We start from the raw sequence: 25,267 nt of genomic DNA, 5'->3' as shown, positions 1-25,267 counted from the left end.
AAATACCCTCTATTTATTACAGCTTAGTATAAATATCTACACTATATAAATATCAATTCAACTTATCACCACCGGGTAACGGTAAAAGTTTCTCCTTTTATAATGAGCATAGGCCTGTGTACATTACTCTAATTATGAGCTTGAGCAGCTGCTTGAAGTTGTTCAGCACTTGGATTATCCAAATTCTGACTTGGAAATGCCTCTATAATGTTCTTTAACTCTTTATCTGTTAAGTGATAAGTTACTTCGTCAAAAACTTGATGTAACACCCACAAATTAGAATTCTCTATAGCTGCTTTACTTTTATCTAATAAATCCCTTCTGTCCGATGCCTTATCAAATTGGCTTACTATTGTATCAGCGTGTTCAGGAAATTCTGATATATATTCCAATTCGTCAGAACATCTTATTTCATCATATTCTCTATCAGACAAATAACCTGCTAATTTATTCTCATCAGTCTCTCGCAGGAACTGATATAATGATATAGTGCTGTTACTAAGCTTGACGTTCATCATCTCATTCTGATAATCATCCCAGAATTCGGACAATTCACTATTTTTGACAATACACTCTGGTTTCGTTGTGATACCACTATGTACCACAGCATATGCAATTATAGTTCTTACTACCATCGGTTTATCGCAATACCCTATTTGGTAATCATCACTAGCTACAATAGATAAAGGGGTCCTTCCTTTCTTGTCTACTGCATTAACATTTGCTCCTCTATCAAGCAACAACCTTACTAATTCCTCCCGATTATACTTAAGTGCAAAATGTAAAGGAGTCATATCCAGATTATCTACTGCATTAACATTTGCTCCTCTATCAAGCAGCAATTCTGCTACCTCCATCTTGCCACTTTTAACTGCAGTATGTAAAGGAGTCCACTTTCGCCTTTCTACTGCATTAACATTTGCTCCTCTATCAAGCAGCAATTCTGCTACTTCCTTATGACCATACCTAACTGCAATATGTAAAGGAGTCTCCTTTTGCACAGTTGTTACTGCATTAATATTTGCTCCAGCTTCTATCAACTCCGTAATCTGCTGTATATTCTCTCCTTTAGAAGAATTCATTAATAGTTCATCCAATTCTCTTTGTTCCCTTTCATTCATAATTTACCCCACAATTTCATTGTAGTTAATTTAATATGCAAAAAAAAATAATATCAACCCAATTTATCACCACCGGGTAACGGTTGCAAGCCAAAAGCCTCTCTTTTTTCATTGAGCGTCATGAAGCTTGCATTTTCCACGTATTTCCACATCTTTTGTCTTTTTTCCATTAGAATTTCTATTGCATCTTTGTCGTATGACAAACATAAATCCTTACCAAATTTTGGCACTAGCCAAGAATTCAGGTGACAGATAATATTTTCTAGCGTTGGTAAAATCGTCTGTTCCCAAAGGGAAAGACGTGCTTCAACTAAATTACTGTAAGTGTTATCACCTGGTATGCCAAGCAACTGAGGCGGAACGCCAAAAGCTAGCGCAATATCACGAGCTGAGCTATGTTTTGACTCAATAAAATCCATATCCCTCGGTGATAAGCTCATTTCCTTCCACTCTAGGCCCCCTTCAAGCAATATAGGTCTTCCAGCATTGACAGGACCTGAGTAATGATCATTTATCTGTGCTTTTAAGCGTTGATATTGCTCTTGACTTAAGTTTCCACCACTTCCATCCTTTTCTGATTTTACAACTATTGCACCACTTGGTCTTGCTCCATTTTGCAGCATTGCCTGATTCCAAGCACCAGCCTGATTATGCTGATCTATACTATATGCAGCTGCCTCAATTGGTGAAAGTCCATACCAATCATTCAAAGGGTTAAAGGTTTTAAGATGCAGTACTGTTGAACGCCCAGTCAATTTATCAACTTTAAAGTCATAACTGTTGTTATTTACGGTATAACGATAGGCATAAGGAACGTTACTTCTCCCTGGAATAATTTCAACTCTATCAGGGCGCAGAAGATAAAGCTCTGTTGGTTTGTTCTGCGGCTCAATCATCAATATATAAGAATTGCCGTTAACTAATCGATAAGTCACAATCCCCTCAATAAATTCCGATTTTGATGTCATTGGATTAGGAGAATAAAGTAACTTCAGTAATGGATGCGCTTTTAGTTGTGATTTTCCCTGGTCAGTAATCTGACAGAGAGTAAAAGGTACCGCAGATGCAGCACTTGCGATCATATTAATTGCTCGAAAGGCAATGACATCTTTTATGTAGCCTTCCTCAGCAAAACTTGCATAATCGCGCCTACTCCAACTTGGTTCCATCATTAGTTGCAAAGCAGAGTATTCACTGCTTTTCTTTCTTTGAAAAATGTTAAAATTCATATGTGCCTCCTGAAAATTTTGTTAAAAATTTGAAATTGTAGTTGAATTATATCAATTAGTGTTACAAGAATGATGTCATCTGAGTAGCTGACACTAGTTCGTTTGCGATAGTGCCATTCAAGTAGCCCATATTTGTCATCCAAGTAGCTTGACACTAGGATCCATCTTTTTATACAATTTAGTCAAATACGTTCCTTTTAGCGTAAAACAGCTATGCTTACCAGTTCAGTGTGCTATCTACAATCAAATTTCTGGATTCCAGACTGGAATGACATTGATAGACCTAAAGAAATTGAATATGACGGAATGGCTAATATCTAACCAACTTATTGATTATAACAATGCTGTAGAATTCATGGAAGCAAAAATTCAACAAATTTACAATAATTTATCTGACGAGCTAGTATGGCTGCTCCAGCACCCTCCACTTTATACTGCAGGAATCAGTGCAACAGATGATGACATTATTGAAAAATTATTTCCTATATATAAAACAGGTAGGGGTGGTAAATATACATATCACGGACCAGGGCAGCGCATTATATATTTAATGCTAAATCTTAAAAAAAGAAACAAATGTGACATAAAACTATATATCAGAGACCTAAGTAATTGGATCATAAATGTTTTAAAACACTTTAATATACTTGGGGAATTTAAGGAAGATAGAATAGGCATTTGGGTGAACAACAACGGAGTAGAAGAAAAAATAGCAGCTTTTGGCATTCGCTTGAGAAAATGGGTAACTTATCATGGCATAGCACTTAATGTCTCTCCAAACCTTTCCCACTATAAGGGTATTATTCCTTGTGGACTAAAAGATTACGGCGTTACATCAATGGAAAAACTAGGAGTAAAAGTTTCTCTTTGCGAATTAGATGATATATTAAAGCAAGAGTTTCATAAGATATTTTAATGTATTCCTTTATTCTTTATTTTCTATGCCTTTTACTCACTAATCCTGCACACACAATCAATCAAGTTGATATTATTGCTCCTTCTTCGAAAGGAAAAGAATCAGATCTGCCTACTATAAGAGAATACGTAAAAACTTTGGGTTTTAATCCTCACATTTCGGAGAAAATATACAGTAATGACAACCCATTTTATTCTAACTCTGATGAGTTTAGAGCGAATGATTTGGTTAATGCGCTCACTGATGATAGCAAAATAATTTGGTGTATCAGAGGAGGAGAAGGGGCTTCTCGGCTAATTCCCTATCTAGAAAAGTTACCCAATGATAAAAAAGAAAGAATTGCTCAAAATAAAAAAATTCTTATAGGCTATAGTGATATCACTGCTTTACATATTTATCTGCAAGTTAAATACGACTGGCAAACCCTCCACGGCACCATGTTGGAAATGATAGTAAATAACTCTGTTGCTGAAAGCTCTGTTGAAAAATTAAAAGAATTAATTCTTAACCAACGCAACTCTATCAGATTTGACAACTTAAAGATGATAAATAATGGAGTTAGACTAAAAAATGGCAGATTAGAGTCTAAAATCATCGGTGGTAATATGACTTTGGTTGAAAACAGTATAGGAACTGCTTGGCAAATAAACGCAAAAAACAAAATTCTATTTTTAGAAGACATAAGAGTTTATCCATATTCAATTGAGCGAAGTTTAGATCACCTAAAACAAGCTCATATTTTTGATGGAGTAGATGCAGTAATATTCGGTGACTTTGTTAACTGTTATAATGATAATCTTGTTGAAATTGTAAAAGAAAGGTTTGCAAAAAGTGTTAACTTTCCAGTATTTACAATAAAAGGGGTAGGACATGGACATAGAAATGACCCTTTACCTCTCAACACTCACACTATCATCAGCATTCAAAACGAAAAGGAGTTTATGGATGTGCAACAGTTATACAAGTAGCTTTATCTAACACTCCTTTCATTCCAGCACCTTCGTTGTCATCCTAGTATCCCCCCTTGTCATCCCAGTGCCTAGACACTGGAATCCAGATCAAGTACGGCTATTATCCAAATAACCCTTCGTTGTTATTCAAGCAGCCCCTTCGTTGTCATCCCAATGCCCAGACACTGGGATCCAGGAACCTGCGTCACGCGCTCTACTATGAAGGAATGCTAGTAACTCCCTGCTGTCCATTTATTAAGGCGGCAGATGATTTCTCTGCTCCATCAACTTTAGTACTAGGCTTTAGTAATTCATATGTAGCACAACCAACTACCAGTGCTGCTGCTGTAACTGCAACCACTGCTATAACGATAGGTATCAACTCAGCTGTAATTATTCCAGTTGTAAAAAGTGCCACTGCTATAGCAGTGCCTAATAATGTATTCACTCCACCAGCAATCATTGCCTTATTACGTGCTTTCACAAAAGAACGTCCTCCTGCATCTAATAGAGCTTTTACTATGCTTTCACTCTTAGCATAACCTTCAGCATAAATTTCACCATACCCTTTAGCACGCTCTTTAGCATGCCATTTAATACGCATTTTAGCATAATCTAAAGGAGTCTTTCCATATCGATCTACTGCGTTAACATTTGCTCCTCTTTCGAGTAAAACCTCTACTATCTCTTTCATCTCTTTGCAAGTAGCAGAGTGCAAAGCAGTGCACTCATTTCTATCTTTCGTATTAACATCTGCTTCTGCTCTGATTAAAACATCTACTATCTCTTTGCGACCATAATCAGCAGCAGAGTGCAAAGCAGTGCACTCATCTCTATCTTTCGCATTAACATCTGCTTTTGCTCCGATTAAAAACCCTACTGTCTTTATGTAACCATTCTGAGCAGCTATTATTAGTAACGGAAGCTTTGAGTACTCTATCCCTGAAATATTTAAGCTAAATGCATGATTTACATCAAATTCATCTTCCTCCCACTCTTGATATAGACCTTGATCCTGTTCCTTTAGTTCTTCTTGTATTTTCTTAATTATATTATCTTTCTTTAAATCTTTCTTAGCCTCAATCGTCCTCAGTACTTTTTTCAGTGATTCATATTCTCCTGTCATGATTTTACCTTCAATATTAAAAGAGTTATTTAATTATTACATAATTATGATAAAAAGTCAATTAAAACAAGCTAATAACCGGGATTGTGAATAGTAAATTAGATTCAAATAGCCTCTTTGTGTTATTTCAGTGTTAGACCTTTTCATATCCCTACGAGCAAATTAATGTTATCCTTTTATTGCTAATCTAAAGTTTTTTATGTTCATACACTTGCGTGTTCATAGCGTTTATTCTCTGCTTGAGAGTTCGGTTAAAATTGAGGAGCTGATTGGTCTTTGTTTGCAGAACAAAATGCCGGCAGTTGCAGTTACTGACTCAGGTAACTTATTTGGCTCACTTGAATTTGCAGAATATGCAGCAAGTAGGGGAATACAGCTAATAATAGGATGCAATATTATCGTTCGACACTTAGAACAAAATTTATCAATACTCCTACTTGCAAAAAATGAACAAGGGTACACTAATTTAGTCACCTTGGTGAGTGAGTCTTTTAAAAAGCGCAAGAATAACAGCGATATTCCTTACGTTGATTTTGATGAGCTATTAAATTTAAGTTCAGGCCTAATCGCCTTAACTGGTGGATATGACGGCATATTGGCTCAACTGTTATTGAAGCAAGATAAAGAAACGATAAAAAGACTGCTCTCAGCATTCGATGGTCATTTATATGTTGAATTGCAGCGTCATGGGCTGAATAAAGAGCTAGAGCTTGAAGAAGCTTTAATAGATTTTGCTTATCAGCGCAATATACCACTAGTGGCAACGAATGATGTGTTTTTTTCAAATAGATCTGATTATGAAGCTTATGATATATTAACGTGCATATCGGAGGGCAGTTATGCCCTGGAGAATAACAGAAAGAAGTTAACTACCGAGCATTACTTCAAATCTGTGGAAGAAATGGAGGAACTGTTCAGCGACATTCCCGAAGCAATTTATAACACTTTAGTGATAGCTAAGCGGTGCTCTTACATGCCAAGAAGCAGGCAGCCTATCTTGCCTAAATTTCCTTGTCGAGAAAATAAAACTGAGAATGAAGAACTGAGGGAGCAGGCAGTTGCAGGATTAGAATTCCACATTGCAAATGAAACGGACATAGACCTTAAACAATACTACGATCGGCTGAATTACGAACTAAGCGTAATAACTTCGATGAACTACGCTGGCTACTTTTTGATAGTTTCTGATTTCATTCGTTGGAGCAAAGCAAATGGCATTCCAGTTGGACCGGGAAGAGGTTCTGGTGCTGGATCGATTGTTGCTTGGAGCTTACAAATTACAGATCTTGATCCAATAAAGTTTGGTCTGATCTTTGAAAGATTTTTAAATCCTGATCGTGTATCGATGCCTGACTTTGATATCGATTTCTGCCAAGAGAAAAGGGACCTGGTTATTGATTATGTTCAGAAAAAGTACGGTTATGTTGCTCAAATAATCACTTTTGGAAAATTGCAAGCAAGGGCAGTATTGCGTGATGTTGGTAGAGTATTGCAAATGCCTTACTCTCAAGTGGATAAAATATCTAAAATGGTTCCATTTAATCCAGTAAATCCTGTAACTTTATCGCAAGCGATAGAGCTTGATCAAAACCTACAGAAAGAACGAGATAGTGATGAGGTAATTGCAAAGCTTCTTGATATATCACTAAAGCTCGAAGGAATATATCGTCACGTTTCAACTCATGCTGCTGGAATTGTAATATGCGATCAAAAATTAGAAAATTTTGTTCCCGTCTATTATGATCCAAATTCGGCTCTGCCAATCACTCAATACAGCATGAAATATGTAGAGAAAGCTGGGTTAATAAAATTTGATTTTCTTGGACTTGGTACGCTAACACTAATAGATCATGTATGTCGTTTAATTAATCGTGATGAAAAAAAATTTGATATTTCCTCGGTTTCTTTGATTGATCAAAGAACCTATGAAATGCTCTCAAGAGGTGATTCAATCGGAGTGTTTCAGCTTGAAAGTTCGGGAATGAGAGAAGCTTTAATCAAACTAAAGCCAGACTGCATTGAAGATATCATCGCTTTAATTTCTCTTTATCGCCCAGGGCCTATGGATAACATTCCAACTTATGTTGCAAGAAAGCATGGACTTGAAAAGCCAGATTACATTCATCCATTGCTTGAGGAGGTGTTAAAAGAAACATTCGGAGTAATAATCTACCAAGAACAGGTAATGGAAATAGCGCGTATTCTCTCTGGATATAGCTTAGCAGAGGCGGATTTACTCAGACGTGCCATGGGTAAGAAAATTAAGGCAGAGATGGATAAACAACGTGAACTTTTTGTTCAAGGAGCAACAAAAAACGGTGTTGATTACGACAGGGCAAGTTATATTTTTGATCTTGTTGCAAAATTTGCTGGTTATGGATTTAATAAATCCCACGCTGCAGCATATGCGATTATATCTTACCAAACAGCTTACCTTAAGGCTAACTACCCGCTAGAATTTTTTACGGCCTTGATGAATCTCAACATTGATGATAGAGACAAACTGAATTTGTTTTATCATGCTGCAAAATTCAGTGGAGTTGCTGTTCTTTCGCCTGATATCAGCAAATCTAAGGCTGAATTTTCAATAGAGGGTGAGCACATACGCTACGGAATTGCTGCTTTGCGTAATGTTGGTTTTGCTATAGCAGAAGGAATAGTAAATGCACCTTATAAGGACATATGGGAATTTATTCAAAATTCTGGTCATATGATAAATAAGAGGGCGCTAGAAAGCTTAATTAAATCTGGAACATTCGATAGTGTGCACCAAAATAGAAAGCAGTTATACGAGTCAATAGACACATTGATTTACTTTGCAAATAAAAATAGGCAGTCAAATCAAGCTGTTTTATTTGGCAATCTTGATGTCCTCAAGCCAAAACTTGAGAACGTGGAAGATTTTAATGAAGAGGAAAAATTAGAGCATGAGTTATTTTCACTAGGGTTTTATTTAACTAATCACCCGCTTAAAAAATTTAAAACTCTTTTGAAAAAATTAAATATTGGGTTTATCGGAGAGAGTAAGACGATAAAAACTGCTGGTGTAATATTAAATGTGCGTATGAGAACCTCAGAACGTGGAAGATTTGTTATCCTAACACTTTCTGATCCCCACAATGTTTCTGAAATAGCATTCTACAATAATGAAATAATAGAAGAAAAAAGGAATCTATTTTCACCTGGAGCATTTGTGATAATTGATCTTGAAATTTCAGAAAACACAACGAGACTATCAGGAAAGGACATATCTGAATTTACAGAAAAGGTTACTTCTCTAATGAAAGGATTAGTTTTAACTGCTGTATGTGCAGACTCGCAAAAAGTTGCTGAGGAGTTGAATTCAGTGTTGAAAAATGGAGGCAAAACCAAAATAATGCTAAAGTTTCTTCTCGAAAAACATAAAGTCAGCATCTTGTTGCCAGGTGCATATTCAATCACCCCCCAAGCTATTTATGAAATATCTCACTTAAGTTGGATTGAAGGCGTAGAAATTAATACAAATAACTTGCTTATATAAAAAAGTTTTATATAATAAAGTGTTTAATTGATATTAAAGGAAGATATAGTGAATCTCTATGAATTTACTTTTATAGCACAACCGAACTTATTGCAGCAAGAAGTAGAAGAAATGGTCCAAGAATTGGCTATTTTGTTGAAAAATATTAAAGCAGATGTTATTTCTCAGGAGGTTAAAGGTCTCATAGAAAGAGAACATAGCACAGTTACAAAACAAGAGCTAGAGGCAAGTACTGAAAGCATTAAAAAAAGTCTGATTGTTTACTCTGATTTTTTGGAAACTCTGACAAAAATTTTATGGGTTGAATTGGAAGAAGATTTTTCAAATTTAAAAGAAATAAAGTCAAGAATCGATAAAGAATTGAAAAATGAACTAAGTGATACGGGAATAAAACAAAATTTTATGGACCTTCCAGGAGCTAACACTAAAAGTGCATTTATCTATAATGTAGTAAATGCTTTTAAGGAAAATATTTCACAACATCTAATAAAGCCCCTTCAAGAGGTTTTAAAAAGTTTTAAAATAGTAGACTCAAATCAATTGAGTAAAACGCTGGAAGTGCTTTTGAAAAATATTGAAGCTTCAGGATTGATAAAATATGAATATTGGGGTCTATTGGATTTTGCATACCCAATAAATAAGATGAAAAGTGGTCATTACTGTATGATGTGTATAAGTTTTACTTCAAGCATTATGGATGAATTTGAGCGTAGAGTAAAACTGAATGAGAATATTATTCGCCACTTGTCTGTACGGGTTAATGAGTTTTTTAAAGGTAAATCTTACATGCTGGATAAACAAATTGAGGAGAAAAGTGCATAATGATAAAAAGACGAAATAGTTTTAATAATTCTTACGTGTCTGTAAATAACAGAACTGGCTTTAGGCGTCCTAAGGTCTGTCCTCTTACTGCATCTAAAGATGAGGACATAGACTATAAGAATATAGATTTATTGTCCAAATTCACCTCTGACTATGGTAGAATATTACCTAGAAGGTTAACAGGTGTGTGCGCAAGAAAACAAAGAAAGTTGCGCTTAGCAATTATAAGAGCACGCTTTTTAGCTCTTGCTCCTTACTGTACTAAAAAAGTTAGGTAATTTATGTTAATAATTTTAAAGGAAAATATAACAACTTTAGGTAAGCTTGGTGAAGTTGTCAAAGTTAAGCCAGGTTATGCACGTAATTTTCTTTTTCCACAAAAAAAGGCGATGAAAGCCACTAAGGAAAATTTAATAAAGTTAGAGGAACAGCGTTTATTATTGGAAGAAGAAAATATCAAAAAATTAAATGCAGCAAAAGTGCTTGCATCATCACTGCATGATAAATTTATTATATTAATAAAGCAAGCTTCAGAGGATGGAAAGATTTTTGGCTCTGTAACCACACGTGAAATTGCAAAAACTTTATTACAAGAAGGATATGATATAAGTCATCATAGTTTATCTTTTGGTGGAATAAGTATCAAAAATTTGGGCGAGTATCAAGTAAATATAGAATTACATAGTAAAGTGATAGTTCCAATTACTATATACGTTGTAAGATCTGAAAAAGATGCACATGAATTGAGGCAAGTAAAGTTGCAAAATCAGAAATCTGAGCAACAAGAAGATACAAATAACGAATAGCAGTGAATAAAATATTTCAACTACTCTTGTCATTCCAGTGCCTTTTTTTTCTGTCGTCCCAGTGTTACACACTGGGGTCTAGCATGTTCAAAGATAAGACAGGGATCATCTAATGATCCCACGCTATAGCCGCAAAGAAATGTCTTCCATTTGGGAAGAAAAAAATAAGTTTAATATATGGCTCAAAATAGAAAAATTAGCGTGTGAAGCTCAAGCAGAGTTAGGAGTGATTCCAAATAGTGTTGCTCAGAAGCTCTCTGATGTTATTGAATTTGATATTGAACGTATTAACGAAATTGAATCCATTGTAAAACATGATGTTATAGCTTTTTTAACATATGTTGCTGAAGAAGCGGGAGTTGATGTTCGTTATCTTCATTATGGAATGACAAGTTCTGACGTTTTAGATACATGCCTTGCGGTTCAGTTAAAGGAATCATGTGATATTTTGCTCGAAAATTTAAAAAATATACTTTCAGCACTGAAAAAAAAGGCTGAGGACTATAAAAATATTGTTTGTGTTGGGCGCAGTCATGGAATGCATGCAGAATCAACAACTCTTGGATTAAAATTTGCTAGATTTTATGCTGAATTTAAACGCAATTATCAGAGATTAATTAGCGCGAAAACAGAGATCTCGATTTGTAAAATATCAGGTGCAGTAGGTAATTTTTCAAATGTTGATCCGTTTGTTGAAGAGTATGTAGCGAAAGAAATGGGACTTATACCTGAAACCATATCGTCTCAAGTCATTCCTCGTGATAGACACGCAATATTCTTTTCAGTTTTAGGAGTGATTGCAAGTTCAATAGAGAATATTGCCGTTGAAATACGTCACTTGCAAAGAACTGAAGTTGGAGAAATTTCTGAGTATTTTTCCACTGGTCAGAAGGGAAGTTCTGCTATGCCGCATAAGTGTAATCCTATTTTAAGTGAGAATTTGACTGGGCTCTCACGCTTAATACGCAGCTATGTTTTTCCTGCATTAGAAAATGTTGCATTATGGCACGAACGAGATATATCGCACTCGTCTGTGGAAAGATGCATTGCTCCTGATGCTTGTATAGCAATGGATTTTGCTTTAGTACGATTAACAGATTTGATAGATAAATTGGTGATCAATAAGGAAAACATTGAAAAGAACTTAAATTCTTCAAAAGGCTTGGTTTTTTCACAACGAGTATTACTCGAGTTGGTAAATAGTGGTTTGGCGAGGGAAGAGGCGTATAAAATTGTTCAGAGCAATGCAATGAAAGTGAAACAAAACAATAGTGATTTTCTGGCCGAACTGAAACAAGATAAATCCTTACTTGAAGTTATTAACTCTAAAAAACTTGAATCTTTGTTTGATTTGAAGTATTATACGAAACATGTAGATCATATATATAGCAAGGTTTTTAATGAGGCTGAGTAGCTCAGTGGTAGAGCAGGAGGATCATAATCTCTTGGTCGGGGGTTCAAATCCCTCCTCAGCCACTCAAGCTAAGCTATGGTTTGGCGATAGCAGCGCATTTGACAAAATAACGTGATTCATTGTCAATTAACTGAAGTTTTTTTTCAGTTGTTCATATAGTATATGGAATAATGTATGTGAAGTGATAAAGATACAACATTTGTTGTATCTATTCAGGGGAATGGCTAATGGTATCCGTTCAAGAAAGTGGTAAGGTAGATGAGAAAAGACAACTAAATGAATTTCATCCGAGTAGCTGACACTGGCATCTATATAAAGACAATCTAATGCACTCATTTAAAGTGAAGTTTTCTGGATCCCAGTGTCTAGGCACTGGGATGACAAGAAAAGAGTTGACTTGAATGACACCGAATAGGTACTGGGACAGAGGCTACTTGAATAATATTTCACCATGTCATTCCAGCACTTGATTCTGGAATCCAGAAGTTTTTTGAGCACAAAAGTCATGCTAAGTTTTTGTTGTTAAGAAAGGCTGGATAGCTACTTGCATGACACCATTTGTTACTGTGTTTTTGTCTATCTTATTTTGCTACCCTACTGAACGAATACACAAAATCTAACTTTTTTCTATACAACCAGCCAGGTCAAGAAAGGTGAATCTATCTCTTGTTGCAAATGTAAGATTGACTACCTTGCAATATTGCTCTTTGTTCCAATTAAGATGCTCCGGTAAGTACGGAATTGATAGATCTTCAAATACTTTCTGCAGGTGTTTTGCAGATAGTAAATTTTGCTTAATTAAACTAGAAATGTTACTCCATTCTTTGCAAATAATCTCTTGAATTTTTTGCTGCATCATTTGCTTCTGCTTTAGAATTTTTATAAATTCGGTATTACCAAAGCACTGAGTTATATGTTTTACATCTAAAGTGATCGGTTTGGTAATCGGGTTTCGTATTGACAATATCTCCTCTTGCAAGTTAGCCATGGTAATCGTTGTCACAGCAATTTTTTCCCCATGTAACGAGGAGGAATAATCCTGTGTTACCATCTCAATTGCATGAGCTATCATATGTTCTCCTTGACTTGCAGAGTAACTGCCTTTTGACATCACCATTCCGAGTCCTGAAATCAATAAGGCTTCCATAAGTAATAAAACTACTCTTTTATCTTTTTTAGCAAGTGCCAAGTGTTCTCTGAGCAAAATTTCCTCCAGATTGCGAACAAGTTTAAAGGGAAGTTCATTATATTCTGTGCCAAGTAATAGATGAGATAATAGCCAATCGGCTTGTACTGTTGAACGGCAGATGAAATCTGCAAATCCACTTAATGTGAGTCGTGGTGGTGCGTTGGCAATTATATCGGTATCAATGTATATTGCCTTTGGAAGATGTGCTCCGAACGATTTTTTATATCCATCAACTAATATTGAAGCGTTTGCAGAGCTATATCCATTCATGGAAGCAGCTGTTGGAAAGGATATGTAATCTTTGCCTTCTAAATAGCTTGCGTACTTACAGATATCATTAACAGTGCCACTGCCAAATGCAACCATTAAGTCACTATCTTTTGCTTTATTTCTAACTAGGTTTACAGCTTGGAGAGAAGCAGCTCTGTTCAGTCTATTTGGTGTCATCCAAGTAGCGTGACACTGCGATCCATCATAGTCACGCGCTGGAATGACAGGTTTGGCTGGAATAATTAAATGAGAAACTTTATTAAGTATGTTTTTGTTTAAAAGTTTTGCTGTATTTTCATCTGCAATCAGAAAAATGTCATTTCCGTATTGTCTACATATTTCATAGATATTATCAGCAAGTACTGTTACTTCCCTAATAAGAACTTGTTCTGTGTGCTGTAATATTTGTTTTAAATATCGCATAGAATGTTTACAATACGGTAATGTTAGTATTTCAAGATTGATATGAAGATTGACCCTGTAGAACTAACTAAGAAATTAATTTCTTTTAAAAGTATAACACCAAAAGACGATGGGGCAATAGAGCATATAGCAGCCATTCTCAAGAAAAGTGGTTTTGAATGTGAGATTTTAGAGTTTGGTGATAAAGTTAAAAATCTTTATGCGAAATATATAAATGGAGTACCAAACTTGTGTTTTGCTGGACATGTTGATGTTGTACCACCAGGTGAGTTAAAAGATTGGATATCTGATCCATTTAAGCCAGAAATTAGAGATGGAATGCTATATGGAAGAGGAGCAGCTGATATGAAAAGTGGAATAGCCGCATTTATTGCTGCTATGGTAGATTCAGTTGCAGGTAAGTTTCGATTCAGTGGTTCAATCAGTGCATTGATTACCAGTGCTGAAGAAAGCGCGGAAGAACATGGAACAAAGGAAGTTTTGGAATGGATGAAAAGTAAGCAAAAAAAGATAGATTTTTGTGTAGTTGGCGAACCAACTAGTAGTGAGAAATTAGGTGATACAGTAAAAATAGGTAGAAGAGGTTCTGCAACATTTAAATTGATTTGCCATGGTAAACAAGGGCACGTTGCCTACCCAGATCTAGCAGATAATCCAATATATAAAATGATATCGGTATTAAGTAAGATAAAAGATACTACTTTTGATAGTGGTAACAAATATTTTCAGCCTTCACATTGCGAAATTACTACTATCGACGTTGGAAATAATACTAATAATCTAATACCTAGCTCAATAGCAGCAGGTTTCAATATTCGATATAACAACATACAGACGCTTGACGGCTTATATAAGCTGATTGATGAAATATGCTCTAGTGTAACTAACGATTATAAACTTTCTATGCAAAGCAGCAGAAACGTTTTTCTCTCTACTCCTGATAGAAATACTGATATTATGCTTGATGCGATAAATAAAATGACCGGCATTGATGCTGTGCTGAGTACAAATGGTGGCACATCTGATGCTGCGTTTATTAAGGATATTTGTCCAGTAATTGAATTTGGTATGATCAACAAAACCGCACATCAGGTAAATGAATGCGTATCAATAGACGATATACATAAATTAACAGCTATATATAAGGAGTTTATAAAAAATTATTTTTACCCCACTAATAAAATATTAAACCAGATCAATGTAATTGGTAATACGCCTGATGGTCCATTATTAGCTTGAGGTGCAGTTGCATAGAGAAGAAAACTTACTAGACACATTTTACCAGCCCCTTATTATAATATTAAGGGTATTTTTGACTCAAAACTTGTCTTTGATCTGTGCAAGCTCAATAACAAAAACTCAGTAAAAAGCTTATTAGCGAGAATTATCTGTTCAGCAGAGTGATAAAATAAGATAGACAAAAAAAGTATAAGAGAGAAATCGGTGTCATGCAAGTAGCTGACATAGGTTTCTTTATAATGCCAGTGCTCAGACACTGGTTTTTGATCGAAAATGTTGTCTTATTTGTAATCAATTTTCCAGTGTTGCGCATTGATCATTTTTTTCTATAGTTGTCTTTTCTCGTCTACCTTATTTTGCTACCCGGCTCTACCGATCCAGATGCTTCTAGAGAATTTCTTAAACATTTATAGCTCATACAAAACCCGGTCTGACTGTCATAAAGGCTACTCGCTTCAGCAAGACAACTTTCGCACTACTTCAAATTCTAATTTTCAACTTAAAGAGGTACATAATGTCAAATAACTTCAATTTCAAAGAATTTTTTTACCATCACGAAGCAAATAGCACTTTAGATGATATACAAAGGTACTGCATACTGTGGCAATCAGTGATATCACAGGCAATGATTGATGCAGCAAGTAACTGTAAAAAAACAGAAAGCTTGATAGAGAAACGTAAAGCAATTTCCTGGCTATCAGACTTCAGTCAAGATTTTGTTGAAACATGTATACTGGCTGACTATGATCCGTTATACATAAAAAATAAAATACAGCCAATTCTAAAAAAGATAAAGCCCTTTTAATGAGGTTTACCCCTCTCACCAAGAAAAATATCATTTAATCTTTTTTCTATAGCTTCATCTATATCTTGGATTAATAGCTGCTTTATCATATTCACTTTCCGTTCTGCCTCTTGAAGATTATTGTTACCGTAACTGTTCTTATTACTATAACCATAACTACTGCCATTTGGTTTATTACTCATTTTTCTTCTTGTGCTGAGTATCTGAACTATCTTCTCCTTGAAAAAAGACTTCCAGCCTGTGCCAGAAAATAATTTGTAGAGAAAATGCGGAGTAAGAAACGCTACTAATATTCTAATAGAAACTCCATAACCCAAATCATCTCTATTTTCATAATACCATTTTAAATATTGATACAAATGGTAAAATGCATTTTTGAAAGAGCTAAACTCTACAGTATACCAAAAGCCATTGGTGAGAAACATGAGCATAATGCTCGATGTATAAAGATACAGAGTGAAAAGAAATAGCTTGACAACTATATCTTTCAAACTGCCCAGTATGTAATTAAATAACCTTAATTTATAAAAAAGTGATATCATTTCACGCACACTTCAATAAAGCTGGGGTGGAAGGATTCGAACCTTCGCGTGGCGGTATCAAAAACCGCTGCCTTACCACTTGGCTACACCCCAATATTGTTTATATCAATAACATTATTAACCCAATTAGTAAAAGATTTATTCGCTTTTCCTATGGGTATTATCACAACGGCTGGTTGATCATAAGAATGCATTGCCTCGATTTTTTCTACAATCTTATCAGTCTGATCATTCCTGCTCTTCATAATTGCCACTATTTCACAATTACTATTAATTTTACCTTCCCATAAATACAGAGAATTTACTTCGGGAAATATATTTACACATACAATTAACTTCTCGTTTAACAATTCTTCAGAAATAGTCTTAGCCTCTTTCAGGTTTGAAAAAGTTATATAGACTAAAACTAAGTTGCTCATTAATCGCTACATAAATGCATTTTTACTATACTCTACTTAGATTTATTCATCAAGAGAAAATAGGAGAGACCTCTTCAGTGCTTGACACACAGAAATTGAAGATGTCATTTAGTAGCTCTCCCCTTGTCATCCCAGTAGTTCTCCTCTTGTCATCCCAGTGCGTGACACTGGGATGACAGGAAAAAAAGGCATTCTGATGACACTATTTTTTGTACTTTTGCATTCAATATTCGTACAATTATGTGTCAAGCAGTGGAATGACATTATCTACTATGCAAGATGTGAATTATAATAAGAAATGGAAAATATGAACATAACTATACATTCACAAGAAGACTTTGACTTTATGCGTAAAACTGGCAGGCTTGCAGCTGAAACCCTTGACTTCATTGCACCATACGTCAAAGTAGGCGTAACAACTAATGAATTAAATGATCTATGTCATGATTTTATAATCAATGCAGGTGCAATTCCAGCACCACTGAATTATAAGGGATATCCGAAATCAATTTGTACTTCGAAAAATGCTGTTGTATGTCATGGTATTCCTGATGATAAACCTCTTAAAGATGGAGATATTTTAAATATTGACGTTACAGTGATTTTAAATGGCTGGTATGGTGATACAAGTCGCATGTTTTGGACTGGTAAACCCTCAATAAAAGCAAAGCGTTTGTGTAATGCTGCCTACAATGCGCTAATGGAAGCGATAAAACAAGTTAAGCCCGGCAATAAGTTAAATGAAATAGGATTTGCTATAGAAAAATATATTGAAGATTTTGGATATTCTATCGTACGCAATTATTGTGGACATGGCATAGGAAAGGTTTTTCATGCTCCACCAAATGTTGTACATTTTTATGATGAAGGTGAGGATCTTATCTTAAAAGAAGGCATGTTTTTTACGGTAGAACCAATGATCAATGCTGGAAAACATGAAACTCTTCTCAGCAAGCTAGATGGCTGGACAGTGACAACACGTGATCTTTCACTTTCCGCACAGTTTGAGCATACGCTTGGAGTCACAAAAGATGGAGTTGAAATATTTACACTATCACCTAAAAATTGGCATTTTCCACCTTACGATTAGATTTTTTAAACACTTGGTTTTTGAAAAAATCTAACTCTTAACTTGTGATATAGCAACTAACCCAATTAGTGCACAGAAAATCATGTAAAAACTTGCTAAAGTTCCTTGTCCTGTAACTTTGATAATAGTTGTGCATATAAATGGTGCAAGACCACCAAAAAATCCCGAAGCTATATTTCTTGATAAACCAAATCCACTGTATCGTACCTTTATTGGGAATAATTCGCACATAAACGCGCTAACAGGACCAAGAGAAGCAGCTATTGGGATTATAAAAAGAACGTGCGCCATTATGGTGAGCAAATTATTACCACTTAGTATCATTGAAAAAACTGGATAACTTACTACTATAAAAGTCACAAATGCAAATTTCATGACTTTCTCTCTTCCTATCTTATCAGACAGTATTGCAAATAGTATAGTCAATCCTCCAAGTGCAACCTGATTCAATATTTCTACTGCGTGATTAAAGTGAGTGTTTATTGTTGATGCAAGTAGATTAAAAAACACTAAATATATGTAAAGAGATGCATTCTCAACTATGTCAACTCCAATTGATATTAGAAAAGGTTTTTTATAGCCATTTAACAGTTCTTTTAACGGTAATTCATGTGGCTTTTCCTGCTTTTTATATTCTGGGCTTTCATCGAGTATATATCTCATATATATACTGATTAATCCTATTACAAAACTGAAAATAAAAGGCAATCTCCATCCCCAAGATTCAAAATCGGATACTTTTTTGCATATAAGCACCACTATAAGACTTAATATTGAGCCAAGAATTGCGCTCAATACTTCAATACTGCCAAAGAATCCTCTTTTATTTTTAGGAGCATGCTCTATTAAAAATGGGGCATTTCCTGCCTCTCCTCCAAGAGATATACCCTGCAATAATCTTAAACATACCACCAGTACTGATGCGAGTACCCCAATGTTCTGATACCCTGGAACAAATGCAATAAGTACGGTTGATAGAGTCATCAATATGATAGAGAGAAATAGAGCAATCCTTCTTCCATATTTATCTCCAATGTGGCCAAATATAGCAGCACCAATTGGTCTTATTAAGAAACCCACTGCAAACACTCCAAAAGCTTTAAGTATGCTGACTAATTTGTCGTCTGATGGAAAAAACACATCTCCGATTATGCTTATTAGATGGCTGAAAAGCATGTGATCATACCACAACAAAGTGTTACAAATTAAACTTGATAGTATTACTTTTGTTATTTGTTGCACGAAATCTTCCGTAATTTGTTTGATATTATAGTAATATTACTTACTTTTTCAAACGTGAATTATGTAAATGTTATATTAATAATATTATCTTATTAAATTTTTATATCGTTGATTATATTTAAATATTCTTATACTATACCTATATATTTCCATATATTTTTTGGCGAGAAAGTTATTTTAATTTAAGTGCACAAAGTCTCTTGATATGACACATATTCCAGTTTTGTTAAAAGAGATGCTACTGCAATTGTCACCACACAGTGGTGGTATATATGTGGATGCCACGTTTGGAGCTGGAGGATATAGCAAAGCAATATTGGAATCCGCTGATTGCAAAGTGTATGCAATTGATAGGGATGAAACAGTTACCAAATTTTATGATGATCTGAACGTTAAATACCCTGATAGAATAAATCTATTTATTGAGAAATTTAGTAATATTAAAAATTTATTAGATAGTAATAATATTAAAGGTATCAATGGAATAGTTTTCGACGTTGGAGTTTCATCTATGCAGCTTGATAATGGAGATAGAGGATTCTCATTTCTACGTGATGGCCCACTTAACATGAGCATGGATAACTATTCTCATATGAATGCTTCGACGTTTGTTAACGCTTTACGTGAAGAAGAGATTGCGAACACTATATATAATTATGGGGGTGAGCGTCATTCTCGTAAAATCGCAAGAGCGATAGTAAATGCGCGGAAGAAGAAAATTATCAAAACTACATTTGAACTTGCGGATATTGTACGTTCTGTAGTGTTTCGTGGAAAAAGCAAGATTGACCCTGCAACTAGAACATTTCAGGCAATCAGAATATGGGTAAATGATGAGCTAGGAGAGCTTGAAAAGGGTATTAAAGCTGCATCTGAGATTTTAAGTGAAAACGGCAAATTAATTGTAGTTACCTTTCATTCTCTAGAAGATCGTATAGTTAAAACCCTTTTTAAAGATTTGTGTGAACCAGGACCTACCAAGACATTCTCCCTTTTAAACAAAAAAGTGATTAAAGCAAGTGCGGAAGAAATAAATGCAAATCCGCGTGCGCGTTCAGCAAAATTAAGAGCTATACAGAGGTTGTCATGAGAACCTTCTGTATTATCTCAATAACTATGTTTTTATTATAGGGTTATTTAAGGTAAAATTACATGTCCACTCACTAAATAAATAGCTAACACAAATAAAACGTGAAATTAATTTAGTGCAAAGCAACATAAAAGTTCTTCAAGCAGAATGAAGTTATTTGAGTAATCCAAAAAAACTTGCAGTCTTACGGAGAAATACCTAAAAAATAACTCTTTGATACTAGCTAGCCAGGTTCGACTATCTAAATGACCTTAGTGTGTTAGCAAAATCATAGTAACGATTAGGTTTAGGTTTTTAGATAAACACACTACGATAAAACTTACTTTGATACGAAATTATTTGCATAAGATTTTGGCAGTCTTTTAACATCTTTTGGCATTTCAATTGTGTACTTTGTGTTGTGTTTCTTTGCGTAAGATATTGCTTTTTCAAGAGAATCAAACTTTAATACAATCTGTTTTTGGGGATCTTTTGAGCCAACCCAACCCATCAAAGGTTCAATATAGTAAGAACAAGGCTCAATTTTTAGGTACCAGAATTTTGTATTACCTAAGCCAGATTGTGTTGCAGTTTTTGTTGGCTTATAAATCTTAAAAACTACTTGATCGTTAATACCCATAGCTCTTACTACGTAATCTTAAGTATATATCTAAATAAATTTTTCCACAAAGAATTAGTGTGAAAGAATGAAGTTTGAAATAAATATTTTTATGTTATATTATTAAATTATATAAAAAGGATTAGCTGAATAGGAGTAATCGATGGCACAGCAAGAAATGGTAACAATTAATGCAGAGTTACGTGATGTAAAAAAAAAGAAAGCGATTCAGGCTCTGAGGGAGAAGGGAAGTATACCTGCAGTTATATATGGTAAAGGGCATGATAACGTAAATTTGACATTGTCTGCAAAGGAATTTACTAAACAATATAAATCAGGTGCTCTTTCTGCACATTTAATAGAACTAGATATTTCGGGGAAAAAAGAATATGCTCTTGTTCGTGATATTCAATGGCATGTAGTAAAGGATACTGTGCAACATGTTGATTTTCAGTTTGTTGATAAAGGTAGTGAAATTAAAATAGATATACCTTTATCATTCATCAATGAAAGTAAATCACCAGGAATCAAATTAGGTGGAGTGCTTAATGTTCTGTGTCGTTCTATTACTGTCAAATGCTCTCCTGAGAAAATACCTCAAGTCATAGAAATTGATTTGTCTGGCAAAATGATTGGTCAGTCTATACATATCAATGATGTAAAATTGCCAGAAGGTGTTAAATTTGTAGCTCATGAGGAAGAAAATTTCACCATTGTAACAATCTCTGCTGCCGATAGTGATGTTGAAGAGACTCAAACAAAAACAGAGGAGTAGTGCATTTAATAGCTGGGCTTGGTAATCCTGGTAGTCAATATGAGTTAACTCATCATAATATTGGTTTTATCGTTATTGACGCAATCTACAAATATTGGAATTTTCAGTCATTTTCTAAGAAAGCCGATTACTTGATAACCTCTGGCATAATTAACAATAATAAAGTTATGCTAATAAAGCCTTCTTCATTTATGAATAATTCAGGTATTCCTGTTGCAAAAATAAAAAATTTTTACAAATTATCGCTAGACAATATTGTTGTCATACATGATGATGCTGACTTGAAATTTGGAAGAATAAAAGTAAAAAAAGGTGGTAGTTCTGCTGGACACAATGGACTTAAGTCTATAGATAGCTTTATTGGTAACGATTATTGGCGTTTGAGATTTGGAGTAGGTAGGCCTGAAAATCGGAAAAGCTTAGCAGATTATGTATTATCAAAATTTGAAAATTTTGATAACGCTATCCTCTTAGTGGAAAAAATAGCAAAGAATATACACCTAATGCTGCAAGGAGATAACGCAGCTTTCATCAACTCGGTTGAGAGTGAAACTTTAGTGTAGCAATTGAATACTGCCCAATACAAGCATCTAGATTAGAATACTGATTCTTCTAGAAGTTGTTCACGCTCCTCTTCTATTGCAATAGAGTTATCGTGATTTTTAAATAAATCTCTGATTTTTGTTTCTATTTCATTTGCAATTTCTTTATTCGCCTTGAGGTAGCTTTTTACATTTTCTCTTCCTTGCCCAAGACGCGTATTGTTATATGAATAATAAGCGCCTGCCTTTTCAAGGACACCAAGTTTTGCTCCTATATCTATTATTTCCCCAAGTTTTGATATGCCTTCATTATACATTATATCAAATTTTGCCTCTCTAAATGGAGGAGCAACTTTATTTTTTACAACTTTAACTCTCGTTTCATTACCCGTAATATTCTCTTTATCCTTTATCGCACCAACTTTTCTTATATCAAGTCTTATAGAAGTATAGAATTTTAACGCATTTCCACCAGTGGTAGTTTCAGGATTTCCATATACTACTCCTATTTTCATACGAATTTGGTTGATAAATATCAATATACAGTTTGCTTTTGAAACTACAGAAGTTAGTTTCCTGAGTCCATGGCTTAGAAGCCTTGCTTGTAGTCCCATGTGCTGGTCGCCCATATCTCCTTCAATTTCAGCTCTTGGAGTTAGTGCTGCAACAGAATCAATAACTATTACATCAACTGCACTAGAACACACTAAATACTCAACAATATGCAACGCCTGCTCTCCAGTGTCTGGTTGTGAAATTACCAAATCATCAGTTTTCACTCCAAGTTTACGAGCATATATAACATCCAGTGCGTGTTCCGCATCGATAAATGCACATAAACCTCCTTTTTTCTGTGCTTCAGCAATTACATGCAAAGCAAGGGTAGTTTTACCAGAACTCTCAGGGCCAAATATCTCAATTATACGTCCTTTTGGCAATCCCCCAACACCCAGAGCTGAATCAAGTGCAATCGACCCTGTAGATATCGTGTCTATTTTTTCTATAGGGTTTTGCTTTAGCTTCATTATTGCACCTTTACCGAATGCTTTTTCAATTTGACTTATTGCATTATCTAGTGCTTTTTGCTTATCATTATTTCTTTCTTCTGGATTATGTGCCATGGATCATTTATTAACTTGTATAGTCTCCATGGTAATTGAACGCAACCAATCTGCCAAGGGTTTTTTAATAACGAAGAACGTTAGTTACCTAAAATTAGATAGATAGACTTTGTAGTGCGATACAAAATAACGATAGAATACAATGGTAGTGGTTTCTCTGGCTGGCAAAAGCAACAACACTCTGCTAACTCAATTCAGGAAACCATAGAAAACGCTATATTTAATTTCAGTGGCGAGAGAGTCTCTTTGCATTGTGGTGGCAGAACTGACAAAGGGGTTCATGCTTTAGGGCAAGTTGCTCATTTCAATATGGAAAGGCAATTTGAGCTTTACAGAATAAGAAATGGAATAAACTATCACTTAAAAGCGATTCCTATAGTTGTGCTTAGTGCAGAAGCCGTAGATGATGCATTTCATGCGCGATTTTCAGCAAAAAAAAGATATTATGAATATAGAATAATTAATCGCTACGCTCCTGCAGCTCTAGAAATCGGTTATGTGTGGCAAGTATTTAACCCACTTGACGTAAACATCATGCGTGAAGCTGCTAGACACCTGCTTGGAAAACATAATCTTTCAAGCTTCCGCTCAAAAGATTGTCAAGCTACAAATCCGGTCAGAACAATCGATGATATTGATATAGTACAAAATGGAAGTCACATATACATCAAAATATCTGCGATTTCCTTTTTGCATAACCAAGTGAGGATTATTGTTGGCACTTTAGTTGAATTTGGAAAAAATAGAACTAATCCACAAGAAATGTTAAATATATTAAGTCAATGCAAAAGAAACGCCGCTGGGGTCACTGCGCCGCCTCACGGCTTATACTTAGTAAAGATAGATTACTAGCTTAAGTCCTCATTGGCATTACTATATATAGTGCACTTGGATCATCTTCATCAGTGATAATTGTAGCGCTATTACCATCTGATAGGCTGACCTTACATTTGTTTTTTATACAAGATAAAGCATCAAGCAAATAACGAGAATTAAATCCTACTTCCATAAGAGCTCCATCGTAATCCACTTCTATAGACTCAGTTGCATCACTACACTCTTGAGAGTTTGAATGCAGAGTTAATAAATTCTTTTGCAATGAAAATTTAATGGATTTTATTTTATCGGACACAACAACAGAAACCCGATCTATAACGCTAGCAAGCTTACTACTCTCAACAATCATTTGTTTATCTTGAGACGTTGGAATGACAGCTTTGTAATCTGGAAAAGTCCCATCTATCAATTTTGATATTAGAATATACTCACCACATGTAAATTTGATTTTTCTATCTGAAAGTTTTATATTAATCTCATTACAATCACACAATACTTTCAATAATTCCATGATAGTTTTACGTGGAATGATCACCCCAAATTCGCCGTTGATATCTTCAGGTTTAGGCCTTTTTATACATGATAAACGGTGGCCATCAGTTGCAACGCAGTACAGAAATTGCTCATCTGTATGCAGATATATCCCGTTTAAATTATACCTTGTATCATCCAGCGACACAGCAAACTTCGTTTTAGTCAATAAGTCTACCAAATCTGCACTTAGTAGAGTGAAATCGTATTGATGATCACCTTCTTCCAGAACAGGGAAGTTATTTGAAACTACGTTCGGTAAAGAAAAATTTGCATTTCCACAGGATATCAATAATTTTCCTTGATTATTCATTTCGAAATAGACATCCAAATTAGTTGGCAATTTCTTCACTATGTCATGTAAAGTATGTGCTGAGATTTTCACTTCTCCTTCTGCTGATACATTTGCAGTAAGTGAGGCAAATATTGAAATGTCAAGATCGGTAGCCTTTAGTTTTATGCTGCCATGTTGTGCTTTGATATTTATACACGCTAAAACGTCTATCGCGTTGCGCCTTTCAACCACCCCGCTCACTCTGGATAGCGTATTTAAAAGACTTGCTCGGCCAACGCTAAAACGCATTTGCTCACATACAACTTGCTCTTTACCTGCAACCTCTAACATACTAATTCTCAAAAGTATATTTTAA

24 protein-coding genes and 2 tRNA genes are annotated in these 25,267 nt (G+C 34.9%); 15 read left to right on the top strand and 11 right to left on the bottom strand.

The window, feature by feature from the left end; translation table 11 throughout:
- Positions 1-128: 128 nt before the first annotated feature.
- Both OOT12_RS00920 and OOT12_RS00915 read right to left on the bottom strand, forming a co-directional pair.
- The gene (locus OOT12_RS00920) at positions 129-1,121 is read right to left on the bottom strand and encodes an ankyrin repeat domain-containing protein (RefSeq protein ID WP_264375047.1); all 993 of its coding nucleotides are present in this window, start codon (positions 1,119-1,121) and stop codon (positions 129-131) included.
- A gap of 53 nt (positions 1,122-1,174) precedes the next feature.
- Complete coding sequence (locus tag OOT12_RS00915; RefSeq protein WP_264685299.1) at positions 1,175-2,350, bottom strand: phage portal protein; 1,176 nt, start codon at positions 2,348-2,350, stop codon at positions 1,175-1,177.
- 298 nt (positions 2,351-2,648) lie between these two features.
- Between OOT12_RS00915 and lipB the strand changes: the two genes are divergently transcribed.
- Positions 2,649-3,266 (top strand): lipoyl(octanoyl) transferase LipB, encoded by a 618-nt coding sequence (gene lipB, locus OOT12_RS00910; RefSeq protein ID WP_264685298.1) that lies wholly within the window; start codon positions 2,649-2,651, stop codon positions 3,264-3,266.
- Positions 3,266-4,234, top strand: a complete 969-nt coding sequence (locus OOT12_RS00905; protein ID WP_264375050.1) for an LD-carboxypeptidase — start codon at positions 3,266-3,268, stop codon at positions 4,232-4,234. The genes lipB and OOT12_RS00905 overlap by 1 nt, the downstream gene beginning before the upstream one ends.
- A 199-nt stretch (positions 4,235-4,433) precedes the next feature.
- Here OOT12_RS00905 and OOT12_RS00900 read toward each other — a convergent pair whose 3' ends face one another.
- On the bottom strand, positions 4,434-5,342 hold the full coding sequence (locus OOT12_RS00900) for an ankyrin repeat domain-containing protein (RefSeq protein ID WP_264376565.1): 909 nt from the start codon (positions 5,340-5,342) through the stop codon (positions 4,434-4,436).
- 199 nt (positions 5,343-5,541) lie between these two features.
- Between OOT12_RS00900 and dnaE the strand changes: the two genes are divergently transcribed.
- From dnaE to OOT12_RS00870, 6 genes are all read left to right on the top strand, one after another.
- The gene (gene dnaE, locus OOT12_RS00895) at positions 5,542-8,862 is read left to right on the top strand and encodes a DNA polymerase III subunit alpha (RefSeq protein WP_264375053.1); all 3,321 of its coding nucleotides are present in this window, start codon (positions 5,542-5,544) and stop codon (positions 8,860-8,862) included.
- Positions 8,863-8,910: 48 nt separating this feature from the next.
- Positions 8,911-9,684, top strand: coding sequence for a 30S ribosomal protein S6 (rpsF, locus tag OOT12_RS00890; protein WP_029237619.1), 774 nt, complete (start codon positions 8,911-8,913; stop codon positions 9,682-9,684).
- Positions 9,684-9,962 carry a 30S ribosomal protein S18 gene (gene rpsR / locus OOT12_RS00885; protein WP_264375054.1) on the top strand — a complete coding sequence of 93 codons (279 nt, stop codon included), beginning with the start codon at positions 9,684-9,686 and terminating at the stop codon, positions 9,960-9,962. Before rpsF ends, rpsR begins: the two co-directional genes overlap by 1 nt.
- A 3-nt stretch (positions 9,963-9,965) precedes the next feature.
- Positions 9,966-10,490, top strand: coding sequence for a 50S ribosomal protein L9 (rplI, locus tag OOT12_RS00880; RefSeq protein WP_264375055.1), 525 nt, complete (start codon positions 9,966-9,968; stop codon positions 10,488-10,490).
- A 112-nt stretch (positions 10,491-10,602) separates the two neighbouring features.
- A complete protein-coding gene (purB, locus tag OOT12_RS00875) occupies positions 10,603-11,904 on the top strand; it encodes an adenylosuccinate lyase (RefSeq protein WP_264375056.1) in 1,302 nt (433 codons plus the stop codon).
- A tRNA-Met gene (locus tag OOT12_RS00870) sits at positions 11,895-11,966 on the top strand. The genes purB and OOT12_RS00870 overlap by 10 nt, the downstream gene beginning before the upstream one ends.
- Before the next feature lie 554 nt (positions 11,967-12,520).
- Here OOT12_RS00870 and OOT12_RS00865 read toward each other — a convergent pair.
- Complete coding sequence (locus OOT12_RS00865; protein ID WP_264376564.1) at positions 12,521-13,786, bottom strand: iron-containing alcohol dehydrogenase; 1,266 nt, start codon at positions 13,784-13,786, stop codon at positions 12,521-12,523.
- A gap of 42 nt (positions 13,787-13,828) precedes the next feature.
- Between OOT12_RS00865 and dapE the strand changes: the two genes are divergently transcribed.
- On the top strand, positions 13,829-15,025 hold the full coding sequence (gene dapE / locus OOT12_RS00860) for a succinyl-diaminopimelate desuccinylase (protein ID WP_264375057.1): 1,197 nt from the start codon (positions 13,829-13,831) through the stop codon (positions 15,023-15,025).
- A 514-nt stretch (positions 15,026-15,539) separates the two neighbouring features.
- Positions 15,540-15,830, top strand: a complete 291-nt coding sequence (locus tag OOT12_RS00855; RefSeq protein WP_264375058.1) for a hypothetical protein — start codon at positions 15,540-15,542, stop codon at positions 15,828-15,830.
- Here OOT12_RS00855 and OOT12_RS00850 read toward each other — a convergent pair.
- From OOT12_RS00850 to cutA, 3 genes are all read right to left on the bottom strand, one after another.
- Positions 15,827-16,147: a hypothetical protein gene (locus OOT12_RS00850; protein ID WP_264685297.1), complete on the bottom strand. Its 321-nt coding sequence runs from the start codon at positions 16,145-16,147 to the stop codon at positions 15,827-15,829. The genes OOT12_RS00855 and OOT12_RS00850 overlap by 4 nt on opposite strands.
- Before the next feature lie 246 nt (positions 16,148-16,393).
- A tRNA-Gln gene (locus OOT12_RS00845) sits at positions 16,394-16,465 on the bottom strand.
- Positions 16,456-16,791 (bottom strand): divalent-cation tolerance protein CutA, encoded by a 336-nt coding sequence (cutA, locus tag OOT12_RS00840; protein WP_063630722.1) that lies wholly within the window; start codon positions 16,789-16,791, stop codon positions 16,456-16,458. The genes OOT12_RS00845 and cutA overlap by 10 nt, the downstream gene beginning before the upstream one ends.
- Before the next feature lie 307 nt (positions 16,792-17,098).
- On the opposite strand from cutA, the gene map reads away from it, so the two are divergent.
- Positions 17,099-17,881, top strand: coding sequence for a type I methionyl aminopeptidase (gene map / locus OOT12_RS00835; RefSeq protein WP_264375060.1), 783 nt, complete (start codon positions 17,099-17,101; stop codon positions 17,879-17,881).
- Between the two features lie 30 nt (positions 17,882-17,911).
- Here the strand turns inward: map and OOT12_RS00830 are convergent, their stop codons facing one another.
- Positions 17,912-19,123 carry an MFS transporter gene (locus OOT12_RS00830; RefSeq protein ID WP_264375061.1) on the bottom strand — a complete coding sequence of 404 codons (1,212 nt, stop codon included), beginning with the start codon at positions 19,121-19,123 and terminating at the stop codon, positions 17,912-17,914.
- Positions 19,124-19,328: 205 nt separating this feature from the next.
- Between OOT12_RS00830 and rsmH the strand changes: the two genes are divergently transcribed.
- Complete coding sequence (gene rsmH / locus OOT12_RS00825; RefSeq protein ID WP_264375062.1) at positions 19,329-20,213, top strand: 16S rRNA (cytosine(1402)-N(4))-methyltransferase RsmH; 885 nt, start codon at positions 19,329-19,331, stop codon at positions 20,211-20,213.
- Positions 20,214-20,532: 319 nt separating this feature from the next.
- Here rsmH and OOT12_RS00820 read toward each other — a convergent pair whose 3' ends face one another.
- Positions 20,533-20,832, bottom strand: coding sequence for an ETC complex I subunit (locus OOT12_RS00820; RefSeq protein WP_264375063.1), 300 nt, complete (start codon positions 20,830-20,832; stop codon positions 20,533-20,535).
- Positions 20,833-20,974: 142 nt separating this feature from the next.
- Here OOT12_RS00820 and OOT12_RS00815 point away from each other — a divergent pair, with 142 nt between their 5' ends.
- Both OOT12_RS00815 and pth read left to right on the top strand, forming a co-directional pair.
- Positions 20,975-21,586: a 50S ribosomal protein L25/general stress protein Ctc gene (locus tag OOT12_RS00815; RefSeq protein ID WP_264375064.1), complete on the top strand. Its 612-nt coding sequence runs from the start codon at positions 20,975-20,977 to the stop codon at positions 21,584-21,586.
- Positions 21,586-22,149, top strand: a complete 564-nt coding sequence (pth, locus tag OOT12_RS00810; protein ID WP_264375065.1) for an aminoacyl-tRNA hydrolase — start codon at positions 21,586-21,588, stop codon at positions 22,147-22,149. Before OOT12_RS00815 ends, pth begins: the two co-directional genes overlap by 1 nt.
- A 32-nt stretch (positions 22,150-22,181) precedes the next feature.
- Here pth and recA read toward each other — a convergent pair whose 3' ends face one another.
- Positions 22,182-23,249, bottom strand: a complete 1,068-nt coding sequence (recA, locus tag OOT12_RS00805; RefSeq protein ID WP_226079388.1) for a recombinase RecA — start codon at positions 23,247-23,249, stop codon at positions 22,182-22,184.
- Positions 23,250-23,363: 114 nt separating this feature from the next.
- Between recA and truA the strand changes: the two genes are divergently transcribed.
- Positions 23,364-24,101, top strand: a complete 738-nt coding sequence (gene truA, locus OOT12_RS00800) for a tRNA pseudouridine(38-40) synthase TruA (RefSeq protein WP_264375066.1) — start codon at positions 23,364-23,366, stop codon at positions 24,099-24,101.
- Position 24,102: 1 nt separating this feature from the next.
- Here the strand turns inward: truA and dnaN are convergent, their stop codons facing one another.
- A complete protein-coding gene (gene dnaN / locus OOT12_RS00795; RefSeq protein ID WP_264375067.1) occupies positions 24,103-25,242 on the bottom strand; it encodes a DNA polymerase III subunit beta in 1,140 nt (379 codons plus the stop codon).
- Between the last annotated feature and the right edge of the window lie 25 nt (positions 25,243-25,267).

It is taken from the genome of Wolbachia endosymbiont (group B) of Parapoynx stratiotata, assembly GCF_947250635.1.
Classification (GTDB): Bacteria; Pseudomonadota; Alphaproteobacteria; order Rickettsiales; family Anaplasmataceae; genus Wolbachia.
The sequence above is the reverse complement of the archived record's forward strand: the minus strand, read 5'-3'. Positions and strand labels throughout refer to the sequence as shown.